The organism is Sphingomonas sp. 22176 (assembly GCF_052045505.1).
Lineage (GTDB): Bacteria > Pseudomonadota > Alphaproteobacteria > Sphingomonadales > Sphingomonadaceae > Sphingomonas.
Window position 1 is genome coordinate 320,663 of the sequence record NZ_JBQEPL010000001.1, and the last position, 13,226, is coordinate 333,888.

13 protein-coding genes are annotated in these 13,226 nt (G+C 69.2%); 6 read left to right on the forward strand and 7 right to left on the reverse strand.

Features of this window, described 5'->3' with window-relative positions; translation table 11 throughout:
- Position 1: 1 nt before the first annotated feature.
- Positions 2-1,069, reverse strand: a complete 1,068-nt coding sequence (recF, locus tag ACTJKY_RS01485; protein ID WP_440843720.1) for a DNA replication/repair protein RecF — start codon at positions 1,067-1,069, stop codon at positions 2-4.
- A 75-nt stretch (positions 1,070-1,144) separates the two neighbouring features.
- Between recF and ACTJKY_RS01490 the strand changes: the two genes are divergently transcribed.
- From ACTJKY_RS01490 to ACTJKY_RS01500, 3 genes are all read left to right on the forward strand, one after another.
- Positions 1,145-1,951 carry a hypothetical protein gene (locus tag ACTJKY_RS01490; protein WP_440843721.1) on the forward strand — a complete coding sequence of 269 codons (807 nt, stop codon included), beginning with the start codon at positions 1,145-1,147 and terminating at the stop codon, positions 1,949-1,951.
- Complete coding sequence (locus ACTJKY_RS01495; RefSeq protein WP_440843722.1) at positions 1,951-2,304, forward strand: hypothetical protein; 354 nt, start codon at positions 1,951-1,953, stop codon at positions 2,302-2,304. The genes ACTJKY_RS01490 and ACTJKY_RS01495 overlap by 1 nt, the downstream gene beginning before the upstream one ends.
- A 92-nt stretch (positions 2,305-2,396) precedes the next feature.
- Positions 2,397-2,687 (forward strand): hypothetical protein, encoded by a 291-nt coding sequence (locus ACTJKY_RS01500; protein ID WP_440843723.1) that lies wholly within the window; start codon positions 2,397-2,399, stop codon positions 2,685-2,687.
- Here the strand turns inward: ACTJKY_RS01500 and ACTJKY_RS01505 are convergent.
- The 3 genes from ACTJKY_RS01505 to ACTJKY_RS01515 form a co-directional block, all read right to left on the reverse strand.
- Positions 2,684-3,448, reverse strand: coding sequence for a Coq4 family protein (locus tag ACTJKY_RS01505; RefSeq protein WP_440843725.1), 765 nt, complete (start codon positions 3,446-3,448; stop codon positions 2,684-2,686). The genes ACTJKY_RS01500 and ACTJKY_RS01505 overlap by 4 nt on opposite strands.
- Before the next feature lie 267 nt (positions 3,449-3,715).
- Positions 3,716-4,828, reverse strand: a complete 1,113-nt coding sequence (dnaN, locus tag ACTJKY_RS01510) for a DNA polymerase III subunit beta (RefSeq protein WP_440843726.1) — start codon at positions 4,826-4,828, stop codon at positions 3,716-3,718.
- 148 nt (positions 4,829-4,976) lie between these two features.
- On the reverse strand, positions 4,977-5,591 hold the full coding sequence (locus ACTJKY_RS01515; RefSeq protein ID WP_440843727.1) for an outer membrane protein: 615 nt from the start codon (positions 5,589-5,591) through the stop codon (positions 4,977-4,979).
- Between the two features lie 259 nt (positions 5,592-5,850).
- Between ACTJKY_RS01515 and ACTJKY_RS01520 the strand changes: the two genes are divergently transcribed.
- The 3 genes from ACTJKY_RS01520 (at position 5,851) to ACTJKY_RS01530 (ending at position 8,299) form a co-directional block, all read left to right on the forward strand.
- Positions 5,851-6,498: a histidine phosphatase family protein gene (locus ACTJKY_RS01520; RefSeq protein WP_440843728.1), complete on the forward strand. Its 648-nt coding sequence runs from the start codon at positions 5,851-5,853 to the stop codon at positions 6,496-6,498.
- Positions 6,495-6,950, forward strand: a complete 456-nt coding sequence (locus tag ACTJKY_RS01525) for a hypothetical protein (protein WP_440843729.1) — start codon at positions 6,495-6,497, stop codon at positions 6,948-6,950. The genes ACTJKY_RS01520 and ACTJKY_RS01525 overlap by 4 nt, the downstream gene beginning before the upstream one ends.
- Before the next feature lie 209 nt (positions 6,951-7,159).
- A complete protein-coding gene (locus ACTJKY_RS01530) occupies positions 7,160-8,299 on the forward strand; it encodes a GNAT family N-acetyltransferase (RefSeq protein WP_440843730.1) in 1,140 nt (379 codons plus the stop codon).
- Between the two features lie 5 nt (positions 8,300-8,304).
- Here ACTJKY_RS01530 and ACTJKY_RS01535 read toward each other — a convergent pair whose 3' ends face one another.
- From ACTJKY_RS01535 to ACTJKY_RS01545, 3 genes are read right to left on the reverse strand one after another with little or no spacing between them, the layout of a single operon-like run.
- Positions 8,305-9,990, reverse strand: a complete 1,686-nt coding sequence (locus ACTJKY_RS01535; RefSeq protein WP_440843731.1) for a hypothetical protein — start codon at positions 9,988-9,990, stop codon at positions 8,305-8,307.
- 9 nt (positions 9,991-9,999) lie between these two features.
- Positions 10,000-11,541 carry a hypothetical protein gene (locus ACTJKY_RS01540; protein ID WP_440843732.1) on the reverse strand — a complete coding sequence of 514 codons (1,542 nt, stop codon included), beginning with the start codon at positions 11,539-11,541 and terminating at the stop codon, positions 10,000-10,002.
- Positions 11,538-13,214: a hypothetical protein gene (locus ACTJKY_RS01545; RefSeq protein ID WP_440843733.1), complete on the reverse strand. Its 1,677-nt coding sequence runs from the start codon at positions 13,212-13,214 to the stop codon at positions 11,538-11,540. The genes ACTJKY_RS01540 and ACTJKY_RS01545 overlap by 4 nt, the downstream gene beginning before the upstream one ends.
- Positions 13,215-13,226: the final 12 nt, after the last annotated feature.

Consider the following 13,226-nt stretch of genomic DNA (forward strand, 5'->3'; position numbering starts at 1 on the left):
CTCAGGCGGGCTCGATCCTGCCATCGGCCACCCGGTAGCGGGTGGCGGTGGCGGGGACGGCTTCGAACAGCGCGGGCTCGGTGCCGGTCATCCACACCTGCCCGCGGCCCGCCAGCCGCTCGAACAGCGCCGCGCGCCGGCCGGGATCGAGATGCGCGGCGACCTCGTCGAGCAGCAGGATCGGCGGCGTGCCGACCCGGTCCGCCACCAGTTCGGCATGGGCCAGCACGATGCCGAGCAGCAGCGCCTTCTGCTCGCCGGTCGAGCAGAGATGCGCGGGCTGGGCCTTGTCGAGATGCGTGACCTGCAGATCGGCGCGGTGCGGGCCGCTGAGCGTACGCCCGGCCGCAGCATCGCGGCGGCGGCCGTCGCGCAGAGCGGCGGCGAGGGCAGGCGCGTCGCCTTGCCAACCCTCCAGCGCCAGTCCCGCACGCGCGAACGGCCCCGCCGGCTGGTCGGCGAGGCGGCCACCCAGCGCGGCTACGGCATCGCGGCGGGCAGCATCGATCGCCGCGCCATGCTCGGCCATCCGTGCCTCCAGCGCATCGAGCCAGGCCGGATCGGGCGGCAGTTCGTCGGCGAGCAGCCGGTTGCGCTCGCGCATCGCCGCCTCGTAGCGGGTCGCCTCATGGGCGTGGCGGGGGTTGAGCGCCAGCGTCAGCCGGTCGAGGAAACGACGGCGGTCGCCGGGGGCTTCGAGGAACAGCCGGTCCATCGCGGGCGTGAGCCACAGCACCACCAGCCACTGGGCGAGGCTGGTCGCCGCGGCGGTGGCCCCATTGACGCGGACGATCCGCCGCTCGGGCGCATCGGCGCGGGTGCCGGTGCCGATCTCGGCTTCGTCGAGTGTCGCGGCGATGCCGAAGCCCCCCGCTCCGCCCTGCCGCGCCATCTCACTGAGCGGCGCACCGCGCAGGCCCCGGCCGGGGGCGAGCAGCGATACTGCTTCCAGGATATTGGTCTTGCCCGCGCCATTCTCGCCGCTCAGCACGACGAAGTCCGCCCCCGGGGTCAGCAGAGCATCTTCGTGGTTGCGGAAGTCGGTGAGCAGGAGACGCTTGACGGACATAATCGCGGCTGTAGCGCAGCACCTTGCCCACGAACACCGCTTGGCCGATAGATCAGGGCGAAGGGATAGAAACACATGATCCGCAAGACTGTTACGATTGCCGCGCTCGCGCTGGTTGCGGCCTGCACCAAGGCACCCGAGGACGTGACCGCCACCTACGCCGCCGCCGGCGGCCGCGGCACGATCACCGTCAAGGCCGCCGCCAATGGCGACGCCAAGGTGGAAGCCGGCCCGCAGACGCTGATCCACAAGGGTGGCACCGATTATGTCGTGATCACCGACGGCAACGACAAGTTCGCCGCCAGCTTCGCCGATTTCGTCGGCGCGACGCAGGACATCGCCAAGGCCAAGGGCATGAAGCCCCAGGCCCTGCCGCAGGACCCGGACTATGAAGCGGTCCAGGTCGGCGAGGAGAAGGTCGGCGACCAGAAGGGCACGATCTGGAGCGTGCAGCCCAAGGGCAACCCGCAGGGCGATTCGATCCGCATCGTCGTCAGCGATGACAGCCGCCTGAAGAACATCGCGGCCGCGATTAGCATGCAGACCAAGCTGACCGGCGCGCGCATGGCCACCGTGTTCACCACCGTGCCCAAGGCCGAGAAGGTGCTGGAAGACGTGATCGCCAAGGGCGCCGTGCTCCGCCTGGGCGACGCGCTGACGCTGCAGAGCGTCAAGCCGGGCGCGATCCCCGCCAGCGAGTTCGCGCTGCCGAACGTGCTCGATCGCGCCGCGCTCCGCAAGCGGATCGAGGACCAGGCCAACAAGGCGCTCGAAGCCGCCAAGGCCGCCGGCGACAAGGCCGGTGCCGCACCGGCCGAGGGTGCGCCTGCTGCGCCTGCCGCACCTGCTCCGGCACCGGAAGCGACTCCGGCCGCGAAGTAATGCACAAGCGTCTGGCACGCGCATTGCCGATCCTGCTGGCGCTGGCCCCATGGCCGGCGCTGGCGGACGTCACCGCAACCTACAAGGCCGGTGTCGACCGGCTGATCGTGGAAGTGGCTGACAATGGCGATGCGCGTGTCCAGATGGCCGATGTCCTTTTTGTCCGCCACGGGGGCGAGGACTATGTGACGTTCGGCACGTTCGGCGGCATGAAAATCTCGGCCGCCGCGACGACGTGCTCCAATTCGCCCGCGTGTTGTTCCACGCCAATACAAACACACGGACGCCACCCGCACCCGTTACCGCGACGCCGCACCTCGAACCTCTCCGCGATGTCGAGATCCTTGGACTGAAAGGGCAGGTCTGGCGCGTCTGGCCGCGTGGCAAGGGCGATCCATCCGACAGCATCGAAGCCGCGTACACCGCCGCGCCGAAGCTGGCGTCGGTGCAGCGCGCGCTCCAGTCGGCGTTCATCGGCTTCCTCGACCTGATGGCTCCCCTGGACAAGGGTGGCCGCTTCCGGGCGGCGCTCGCGGCGGCCGCCGAAAAGGGTGCGCCGTTGATGATCGGCGACGCGAAAACCGTTCAGCTCGTCGCGATCGACTTCGCCCCGATCGCCCCGACCCGCTTCGCCATCCCGGACGATCTCGCCAGTGCCGAGGAGCTGCGCTCGATCGCGCGGGAGATCGAGGAGAAGCAGATCGAGGAAAAGAAGCTGCGGGGCGCCCGCCTCTAAAGCGCTCCGATCCCCGCCTCGGCCAGCCGCGCCTGGGCGATGCGATATTGTTTCGGCTCGGCGATCCCCAGCCGCGCCCGCGCCGCCTCCAGCGGCTCCTCGAGCAGCGTCTCGTAATCCTCGGCGTGGAGCCAGCCGGCGCGCTTGCCGTGGCGATAGCCTTCCCAAATCGCCTTCACGCAGTCGAGCCGCCCGGTGGTGCGAATGCTCTTGAGCGCGCCGCCGATCGCGATGAAGCCCCAGCCGGTGCCGCCGGTCTGCGCATAGGAAAAGGCGACCAGGCACAATTCGCCGAGATGCTCGTCGGCCTTGTAGCCGGTCAGCACGTGCCAGAGGTCATGGATGTCGCGCTCGCGCCGGCCCATCCAGGCATAGGGGTGTTCGACCTCGATCCCCTGGAAGCCGCCCTCGACCATGCTGACCTGGACCAGCCCGTCGGCCGAATAGCCGGTCGAATCGAGGAAGTCGCGATAGGCCGCACCGAAGGTGCCGGGGGCGAAGCTGTCGATCCAGCTGCGATCGGAGAGCCGCTGCGACAGCTCCAGCCGGCGATAGGCAAGCTTGCCGCCGCCGGGGATCGTGAGCAGCTTGCGATAGTTGCGCTGGCTGACGTCGCCGTTCAGCGCGCGCATAATCTTGAAGACCTGTTCGGTATCGTCGCCATTGGCGAGCAGCTTGCGCAGCGCCGACAAGGCGGTGCCCCATTCGCGCTTGAGCGGCACGCCGGGGTTGAGCAACGGTTGCGGAGCCTTGGTCGCCATGCAGTTCGATCCCTCTAACTGACACGACTGTTAATAGCAGGCGCGCGGAGCTTTTTCAACGCGCGCGGCCAATTGGTCTGAGGCGGACGACGGATCCAGGGAGATCCGCCGCCCGACCCAAGTCCCGTAAGTGCGACCCTCGGGGCTTGGCCCTGCTTATGGTCGCAAAGAAACCGCCGACATAGCCGGGGAAAGCGCGGGGTGCGCTGGAAAGCGGCCGTCAACCATGGGCAAGCCGCGTAGCTGCAAAGAAAAACCGGTGCGGGATCAGACCCGCATCGGCATCAATACGTAGAGCGCTGGCGACGAATCATTCTCGCGGATCAGCGTCGGTGCAGCAGCATCTGCCAGATGTACTTCGACGAGATCGCCTTCGATCTGGCCGAGAATGTCCATCAGGTAGCGGCTGTTGAAGCCGATCTCGAAACCCATCGCGGCATATTCGCCGGGAACTTCCTCGGCGGCGACCCCATTCTCGGGGCTGGTCACCGAGAGCACGACCTTGTCGCGCTCCAGCGCCATCTTCACCGCGCGGGTCTTCTCGGTCGCGATGGTCGAGACGCGGTCGACGCCCTGCATCAGGCTCTTCGGATCGAGCTTGAGCAGCTTGTCGTTCGCGGTCGGGATCACGCGGCTGTAATCGGGGAAGGTGCCGTCGATCAGCTTCGAGGTGAGGATCGCCTGGCCCAGATCGAAGCGGATCTTCGACGGCGAGAGCGACACGCCCACCGAGCCGTCGACCTCGTCGAGCAGCTTGCGCAGCTCCGCCACGCACTTGCGCGGCACGATCACGCCCGGCATCGCATCGGCGCCGTCCGGGCAGGGCACGGTGACGCGCGCCAGCCGGTGGCCGTCGGTCGCCGCGGCGCGCAGCATGCGGGTGGCATCGTCGGTCACGTGGAAGAAGATGCCGTTCAGATAATAGCGCGTCTCCTCGGTGGAGATCGCGAATCGGGTCTTGTCGATGATCTGCTTGAGCGTCTCGGCGGGCAGCTCGAACGTGGTCGGCAGCTCGCCCTCGGCGATCATCGGGAAATCGTCGCGCGGCAGCGTGCCGAGCTGGAAGCGGGCGCGGCCGGCCACCACCGTCAGCTTGCCCTCGGCCGCGGTGAGCACGACCTGCGAACCCTCGGGCAGCTTGCGGACGATGTCGAACAGCGTGTGCGCCGACACCGTCGTCGCGCCGACCTGGTCGACCGCGGCGGGGATCGTCTCGTCGATCTGCAGATCGAGATCGGTCGCCATCAGCCGCATCGTGCCGCCCATCTGCGCATCGATCAGCACGTTGGACAGGATCGGAATCGTGTTGCGTCGCTCGACCACGGACTGGACGTGGCTCAGGCCCCTCAACAGAGTTGCGCGTTCGATCGTCGCCTTCATGTACCTCAAACCCCCGGGCCGTCGCCCTGCTTTCTACCCGGCGCGACCCGGCCGGTGGCAATGCGCCATGCTGTACCCTTAACGCGAAAAAGGGCCGGAGCAAGCCGCTCCGACCCCGTTTTCCACAGTCAGACTGCCTTTTCGCCAATCAGAAGCGGACGCCCACGCCCGTGATGATCTGGTGACGCTCGGGATCGACGCCGTTGGCCTGCGAGCCATAGTTGGAATAGCGATATTCCGCCTTGGCGAAGACCTTGTCCGTCAGCTTGAACTCGGCACCCGCGCCGAGACGCCAGCCGTCATAATTGTCCCGCTGGCGCAGATCGAGCGCCGGCGTGGTGTTGGGCGAGCTGTAATCGGTGATGAACTGCGCGTTGGTGTAGCCGGCCTTGGCGTAGATCAGCGTGCGCGGACCTGCCAGGAAGCCGAGGCGGCCACCGACATAGAGGTCGCGGCCCGCCTTCACGCGCAGTCGGTCACCCGGGTTCAGCACGTCGCTGCTGCGGTCGCTGATGCTCGATCCGGTCACTTCGCCCTCGACGCCGAACACAGTGCTGCCGCGCTGGACGTCATAGCCGATGTTCCCGCCAAAGGTGACGCCGTCCTTCGACGCGTCATAGGACGACTTGTCGTTCACATGATCCCAGCCGGTGATCACTTCGACGTGCGATCCGGCGAAGCCCTGGTCCTGCGCTTGGGCGAAGGCCGGTGCAGCGAAAGCCGAGCTGGCGACCAGGGCGGCGATGGAAAGCTTGGTACGCATAACGATACTCCTCACTGAAGCCGCACCGACAGGGTACGGCCTGACTTCAGCCGCAAGCCCAAGGGCTTCGGCTGGACGCTCGGTATCGAGGGGAAGGGGCGGCCCACCTGGGCGCCGCGACTCGATCTTCCTCCCGTTCGCTCCCGGCGTGCTCCGCGAGCGAAGGGACGGATGCACCCCGCGCCCTGTCGCGCACATGAACGAATCAGGGCCAAAACGGGGCATTGCGTTTCCCGGGGTTTCGCCCGAGAGACTTGACATGGCCACCACCCGGAAAGGCCGCGACTTCATCGCGCGGCACGGCGAGACCGTGTTCAACATTGCCCGGCGGATGCAGGGCGACCATCCCCATACCCCGCTGACGCGCGCGGGCTTCGCCCAGGCCGATGCGATGGGCGCGGCGCTGCGCACGCTGCTGGGCCCCAAGCCCAAGCTGACGCTCTGGGCGTCGAGCGCCGGGCGCGCGCTGCAGACGCTGGCGATCATCGCCGAGCATCTCGAGCTCGACTGGCACCAGACGCGCACCGACGACCGGCTGGTCGAAATCGGCATGGGCAGCTGGAGCGGGCGTTACTACGCCGATCTGGAGCGCGAGGTGGGCAGCTTCCTCGATGCCGAGCACGGGCTCTACACCCGCTCGCCCGAGGGCGGCGAATGGTATGATGCGATCGCCGCCCGGGTTTCGAGCTGGCTCGCCGATACCGACGAGGATCCCGGTGACCGGCTGGTGATCATGCACGGCATGTCGAGCCGCATCCTGCGCGGGGTGATGACCGGCCGCGACGTGCTGCCGCAGTTCGATGCCCCAGTGGCGCCGGACCTTCCGCAGGGCTCGATCGTGCGGATCGAGGGCGGCGTGGAGACGGTGGTGCATCTCGGCACCGGCCGCGGCGCGGCGCCGGCATGATGCTCGCCATCGCGCTGCTCGCACTGGCGGGACCGCGCGAGACGATCGGCATTTTCGAACGCTGGGGCGCGTTCCGCGATACCGCGCCGACGCGCTGCTTCGCCGTTGCGCGGCCGACCGACCTCGCCCGACGGGGCGAGGCCTATCTCAGCATCGCGAGCTGGCCGGGACGCGGGGTGCGACACCAGCTCTATGTCCGGCTCAGCCGGGCGCGGGCGGACCATGCGCGGGTGATGCTGGTCGCGGGCGAGCGCCGCTTCGAGCTCACCGCCAGCCGCCACGACGCCTGGGCCGCCGATGCACGCACCGACTCGGCGATCGTCGCCGCGATGCGTGACGGCCGGGCGCTGAGCGTGGAGAGCGTGGATACCGGAGGAGCGCCCTTCGTGGACGGCTATGCGCTGCAGGGCGCCGCGAGCGCGATCGACGCCGCGACGCTGGCGTGTTTGTGACCCGATAAGGCGGGAAGCGCGTCCAAGTCTGCGCTCCCCTTCCGCTTGCGGGAGGGGTCGGGGGAGGGGCTGATACCGATCATCGCGTCTTCCACTTCAGTCCCTCCCCTAGCCCCTCCCGCAAGCGGGAGGGGAACGAGAAGCGGAGGAACAAGGGAACCGATCGCAAAACCACTAGCACCCATCGCGCGACGCACTATCTTGTCCCCGTGCGATCCCCATCCGTCACCGCCCGCCTCGCCGACGGCGTCGCCTCGATCCCGGCGGCGCAGTGGGATGCCTGTGCGGGGCCCGACAACCCGTTCCTCAGCCACGCCTTCCTGTCGATCCTCGAAGCCTCGGCCTCGGCCACCGCGCAAACCGGCTGGCAGCCGCTGCCGATCGTCGTCGACGGACCCGACGGCACCCCCGCCGCGATCGCGCCTGCCTATGCCAAGAGCCACAGCCAGGGCGAATATGTGTTCGATCACAGCTGGGCCGATGCCTGGGAGCATGCCGGCGGTCGCTATTACCCCAAGCTGCAGATCGCGGTACCCTTCACCCCCGTCCCCGGCCCCCGCCTGTTGCTGCGCGACCCCGCCCAGGCACCCGCGCTGATCGCCGCGATCGAGGCGGTGGTGAACCAGCACGGCCTCTCCTCCGCCCACGCCACCTTCGTCGACGAAGCCCAGGTGCCGTTGTTCGAGGCAGTGGGCTGGCTGATCCGCACCGGCACCCAGTTCCACTGGCAGAATGACGGCTATGCGCGCTTCGACGACTTTCTCGGCGCGCTCGCCAGCCGCAAGCGCAAGGCGATCCGCAAGGAACGCGCCGCCGCGGTCGAGGGGCTGACGATCCGCCACCTGACCGGCGCGGAGATCACCGAAGCGCATTGGGACGCCTTCTGGGCCTTCTACCAAGATACCGGCAGTCGCAAATGGGGCCGCCCCTATCTCACCCGCCCCTTCTTCTCGATGCTGGGCGAGGCGCTGGGCGACAAGGTGCTGCTGATGCTTGCCGAGCGCGGGGGCCGGCCGATCGCCGGCGCGCTCAACCTGATCGGCGGCGATGCGCTCTACGGCCGCTACTGGGGCTGTGTGGAGGACGTGCCGTTCCTCCATTTCGAGCTCTGCTACTATCAGGCGATCGACGCGGCGATTCAGCGCGGCCTGCCCCGCGTCGAGGCCGGCGCGCAGGGCGAACACAAGCTCGCGCGCGGTTATGTGCCGGTGACCACCTGGTCGGCGCACTACCTCCCCGACCCCGGCTTTCGCCGCGCCGTCGCCGACTTCCTGGTGCGCGAGCAGCAGGCGGTCGAGCGCGAGCAGGAATATCTGGAAGAGCTTACGCCGTTCAAGAAGGCGGAGTAGCGGCGTTACGACGGCGGCGCGGTCCCATTGCCCGGCAGTTCGCCCGCCGCCTCGGCTTCGCGGATCAGCACGGCTTCGGGGCGCGGGATCGGCAGGTCGCCGGGATTGAGGCCGGGCCCAGGGACGCTGTGGTCCACCCGGTACAGCACGCTCGGCCCGTCGCGCCACACCGGGATCAGCCCCTGCTCGTAGCGCTTGTCGAACGCCGGCGGGCGGACCAGCCAGACATAGTCGAACGCGTCGCGCGGGAAGAGCGCCAGGCTGCGCGCGATCGGGCGCCACCATTCGCGCGGGCACTGGACGTTGGTCACCAGCTCCGACGGATCATGGGCGAACCGCTTGGCGGCGCGGTAGCGCACCGTCATCAGCTGGCCGCCGGCCATCGACCATTGATCGTTGGTGTACGCCAGCCGCCGCTCGAGCGCGAGGCCGGGGACGTGCTGCAGCCGGGTCATCGCCCATTCGTTGTAGCAGGTCTCGCCGACGAAGCTCACCAGCCGGGCGCCGATGGGCACATGGTCCAGCGCCACGAGCTCGCGGTCATAGGCCTTGTCGTAAAGGTAGAAGCTCGCCGTCGTCGCGCCGATGCGGGCAAGGAAGAAGGCGAGGCCGAGCACCGCCACCAGGGTCGCGCCGCGCATCGACAGGCCGGGCTTGGGCCGGATCGCCAGGATTGCGATGGCGAACATGAACGGCACCATCCGCATGTCGGCATAGGCCGATCCGAACACCACGCGCGGCAGGAGGAGGTAGACCAGCAGCAACAGTAGCGCGGAAAGGCCGAGGTTGCGCGAATATTGGATGTTGGGGTCGCGCACCGCCTTGAGCAGCAGCAGGAAGATCACCCCGACGCTGGCGATATCGAACAGCTGCCAGCGATCGCGGAACATCTGCGTGACCCACAGGGTCTTGGCGCGCCAGTTGAACCAGTCGAAGGTCTGGCCCGAGACATGCTCGCCGCCGCGCCAGATCACCATCAGCACCGCCGGCAGCGCCAGCACCAGGCATTGCAGCCCGGCGAAGAACACCGGCGCCAGCCAGCCCCCCGCCAGATCCTTGTACCAGGGCAGTGCCGGGTCGCGCCGCAGATCGTGCTGGCGGATCAGCTCGGCCGAGAAGGCGAGCACGCCCAGCACGCCCCAGCCGAAGGTGTGGGTGATCCAGATGATCACCGAGAGCGGCACGAACACCACCGAGCGGAACCGGTATCTGCCCAGCCGCGCCAGCCGCAGCCACCAGCCAAAGGCCAGCATCGCCATGGCCATCGACAGGGCGAAATTGACGAAGCCGAAGTGGAAGGGGAAGGCATAGGCGAAGGGCAAGGCGAACAGCGCCGTCGCCGGGATCCGGCCATGCACTTCGCGCGCGATCATCAGGAAGCCCGCGACGGTCATCGTCGGGATCGCGATGACGATCAGCTTCACGCCCAGCTCGAGCCCGAACAGCTTGGCCATGGGGAAAACCAGCAGGTCCACGCCCAGATTGCCCATCAGTTGCCAGCGGAAATCATACCATTGCCGCAGCCACGGCACCTGATCGTACACCAGCTGCACGCGGTAGCGGCCCATATGGCCGGGCAAGTCGACGAGCGGCGGGATATCCGGCCATAACAGCGGCACGGCCGCCAGCAGCGTGGCGAGCAATACGAACCAGCGCGTCTGCCACCAGCGCAGCGGAACCCCTTTATCCATCGCGCCGCTTTAGTGCGCGAGCGGCGGGTACGGCAAGCGCTTGTCGGGATTAGGTGCGACGCGGTACAGCATCGAGGGCCCGGAACGGGCGACCGGCACCACGTCCGGGGGCAGGCGCGGCGTGGGCAGATCGATCGTCCACAGATAGGCGAAGGTGCCGCGATCGAAGCGTTGCAGCATCGCCGGCAGGCCAGGCGCGTCCACGCTGCACCCGGCATCGTAGATCATCTGCGAGGGATCGGCTCGATAGGCCCCGGCCTGCGGATGGCGGTCGCGCAGCAGCTGCTGGCCCGCCAGCGTCCATTCGCCGTTCTCGAACACATCGCGCCGGGCGATCGCCAGCCCCGCGACGTGCGACAGCCGCGCGACGCGCCACGTCTTGCAGGGCTCCCGCACCGCCACGAGGACCGCGGCGCCGCGCGGAATCCGCGCCGCCACCGCCGCCGCCTGCTCCTGCGCCGCCGCGGCGCCGAGGAACACCCAGGTCGTGGTCGCGAGGCGCAGCAGGAAGAACAGCGTGCCGGCGAACGCCAGCGGGCCGGCCAGCCGCGCGGTGCGCGTTCGGATCGCGACGATCAGCAGCGCGACGACATAGGGCGTCATCCGCATGTCGACATAGGCGCCGCCGAGTAGGCGATAGGGCAGCGCCAGCCACGCGATCGCGCCGATCGCCGCAGCCCAGGCGAGCGGCCGATCGAGCCGCAGCGCCGTGCTGCGCGCGCCCAGCCAAACAAGCGCGAGGAGCAGCACCGCGCAGACCAGATCATAGCCCTGCCATTGCTCGCGCAGCAGCGACGCCAGCCATTGCAGCTTGGCCAGCCATTCCCAGCTTGCCCCCAGGCTGCCGTCCCCCGAAGCGTCGCCGGCGAGCATCGGCACCAGCGGCCCGGCCAGCGACAGGCAGCGCAGCCCGGCCCGCAGGATCGTCTCGCCCCAGCCGCGGCCGTCCTCGCGAAGCGCCGCGAGATCGGTGCCGAAGGCCAACAGGCAGAACATTGCCCAGCCGAAGCAATGCGCCGTCCACAGCAGCAGGGCGATCGGCACGAACAGCAGCGCACGCGCCGCAACCACGCGCCGCATCCGCATCCACAGCGCCAGCGCCAGCAGCGCGAGCGCCGCCGACAGCGCGAAATTGACGAAGCCGAACTGAAAGGGGAAGCTGTACGCGAGCGGAAAGGCAAAGGGCGCGGCAGGGGCGAGCCGCCCGCCGGCCGCGCGCGATACTAGGATCAGGCCCGCAACGGTGAGCGGCGGGATGGTCAGGACCACCAGCTTGGCCGCCAGCGCCGCGCCGAACAGCGGAACCAGCGGCAGCACCGCAAGGTCGACACCAAGATTGCCGATCAGCCGCCAGCGATACGCCCAATGCTGCCGGAGCAGCGTCGAGTCCGCGAGATGGGCAGCGACATGGTAGCGACCGATATGCCCCGGCAGATCGGTGAGCGGCGGCACCGCGGGCCACAGCAGCGGCACCGCGCTGAGCAGGATCGCCGCCAGCGCGAACCAGCGCTGCTCCCACCAGCGCACCTCCCCCGCACGCGGATCGTTCACTGGGTGGTGCGTCGCGCGGGCTGGGTGAGGGTGTAGACGCGGGTGCTCGATCCCGCAGGCGATATCTGCCGCAGCCAGGGCGGCACCTGGCCCGCCTTCAGGCTGCCGACCAGCAGCTGGCGATCGCGGGCACGCTCGCCGACTTCGGCAAAGCCGTCCTTGCAGAGCGCGATATAGTCCACCCCCCATCGCCGCGCGAGCGACTCCGCCTGGGTGGAGGGGCTGAGGAACAGGTCGTACATGGCACGATTTCCTTGCGTATCGCGGTGATAGGGTCCGGCCAGCACCCGGTGCCGGGTCGTGGCGAGCAGCATCGGTCCGAAATCGATCGGCGCGGCGACGAGGCCGGGCGGCAGCGCCGCCAGCCGCGCAGCAGCGGCGGCAGGGGTACAGCTTGAGGCGGCAGCGGCCGACGCGGCGGGTGCCAGCGCATCGCCGAGCGAGGCATAGGCGATTCCGCTGGCCGCGAGCCAGGCCACGACCAGCGCGAGCGGTCCGCGCGGCCGGGCGGCACCAATCATCGCGGCGAGCGCGGGCACTGCCGTCAGCGCCGCCAGCGGCGCCCCGCGCACCTGCACCAGCGTGACTGCAACCGCCACCGCCTGGAAGCCCAGCACGACCCACGCCGAAGCCGTCCGCGTCCGCCAGGCGAACCAGACACCGGCCGCGAGGCCGACCAGCGCCATCCCCCCGGCCGCAACCGCCCTGCCGAGCGGTAGCGCGGCGAGCGGCTGCGCTTCGTGGACATGCGCCAGCCAGAGCCGCGCGAGCAGCGGATCCACCTGCCCATAGGGATGAAGGCATGACGGCCCGGAGAGGGCCGCACCTGCCAGCGCGAGCCCACCAGTGGCGATCAATACCGCGGTGCGCGCGGCGACCGACACGGTGGCGAAGCCCGCCACGGCCATCGCCGCGGGTGCCAGCGCGACCAGCATCGCGGCACGCCACAGGATCGCGGTAAAGCCGTCGCAGGCGGCGACGTTCCAGCCGCTCGACCGGAAGAGGACTGCCGCGGCGCTCAGCCCCAGCAGCAGCGCGGTGGCATAGCCGGCCATCCGCGCCTGACCGGCGGCACCGTCGAGTCGCCAGCGGAGCGCGATGGCGGCGCCGCCAGCGGCGAGCAGCGGCGCCGTCTCCATGCCCACGACGAGCGACAACACCGTCGCCATCCCGGCGACCGCCCCCTGCCGCAACGTGCCCCGCCCAACACAGGCATGGAGCAGCGCAAGCACGAGCACGATCTGCAGCGCATGGTGATCGATCCGCCCGGGCGGAAACAAGGTAATGGCGGGAAAGGCCAGCGCGCCGAGCACGACGGCGACGATTCCCGACTGACCGAGGCGCCGGGCGATCGCGGCAACGAGAATCAGCATCGCCGCGAACAGCAGCAGCGGCGAGACCACCACGGCAGCGACCGTCGCCGCATGCACGCCGAGCAAGGGGGTGAGCGTCAGGATCAGCGCCGCGGGCACCAAGTCGGCAAGCCGCGACCAGTGCATCTGCAGCCCCGGCGCCGGGCCCAGCCGGTGCTGGGCAAGATCGGTGAACGCCTGCCCGCCCAGCCAGTCGCGGATCTGCTGGAGGCGCATCAGGTCATCGGTATCGGGCAGCCGCAGCGCGCCGAGCGCGACCCGATCGCGCACCGTCCAGGCGATCCCCATCAGCAACGCCATGCCGATCGCGAG

Bases quoted from the DNA above. Each gene is read 5' to 3' on its own strand.
- recF (WP_440843720.1), bottom strand. From the start codon at position 1,069: ATGTCCGTCAAGCGTCTCCTGCTCACCGACTTCCGCAACCACGAAGAT.
- ACTJKY_RS01490 (WP_440843721.1), top strand. From the start codon at position 1,145: ATGATCCGCAAGACTGTTACGATTGCCGCGCTCGCGCTGGTTGCGGCC.
- ACTJKY_RS01495 (WP_440843722.1), top strand. From the start codon at position 1,951: ATGCACAAGCGTCTGGCACGCGCATTGCCGATCCTGCTGGCGCTGGCC.
- ACTJKY_RS01505 (WP_440843725.1), bottom strand. From the start codon at position 3,448: ATGGCGACCAAGGCTCCGCAACCGTTGCTCAACCCCGGCGTGCCGCTC.
- dnaN (WP_440843726.1), bottom strand. From the start codon at position 4,828: ATGAAGGCGACGATCGAACGCGCAACTCTGTTGAGGGGCCTGAGCCAC.
- ACTJKY_RS01515 (WP_440843727.1), bottom strand. From the start codon at position 5,591: ATGCGTACCAAGCTTTCCATCGCCGCCCTGGTCGCCAGCTCGGCTTTC.
- ACTJKY_RS01520 (WP_440843728.1), top strand. From the start codon at position 5,851: ATGGCCACCACCCGGAAAGGCCGCGACTTCATCGCGCGGCACGGCGAG.
- ACTJKY_RS01525 (WP_440843729.1), top strand. From the start codon at position 6,495: ATGATGCTCGCCATCGCGCTGCTCGCACTGGCGGGACCGCGCGAGACG.
- ACTJKY_RS01535 (WP_440843731.1), bottom strand. From the start codon at position 9,990: ATGGATAAAGGGGTTCCGCTGCGCTGGTGGCAGACGCGCTGGTTCGTA.
- ACTJKY_RS01545 (WP_440843733.1), bottom strand. From the start codon at position 13,214: ATGGCGTTGCTGATGGGGATCGCCTGGACGGTGCGCGATCGGGTCGCG.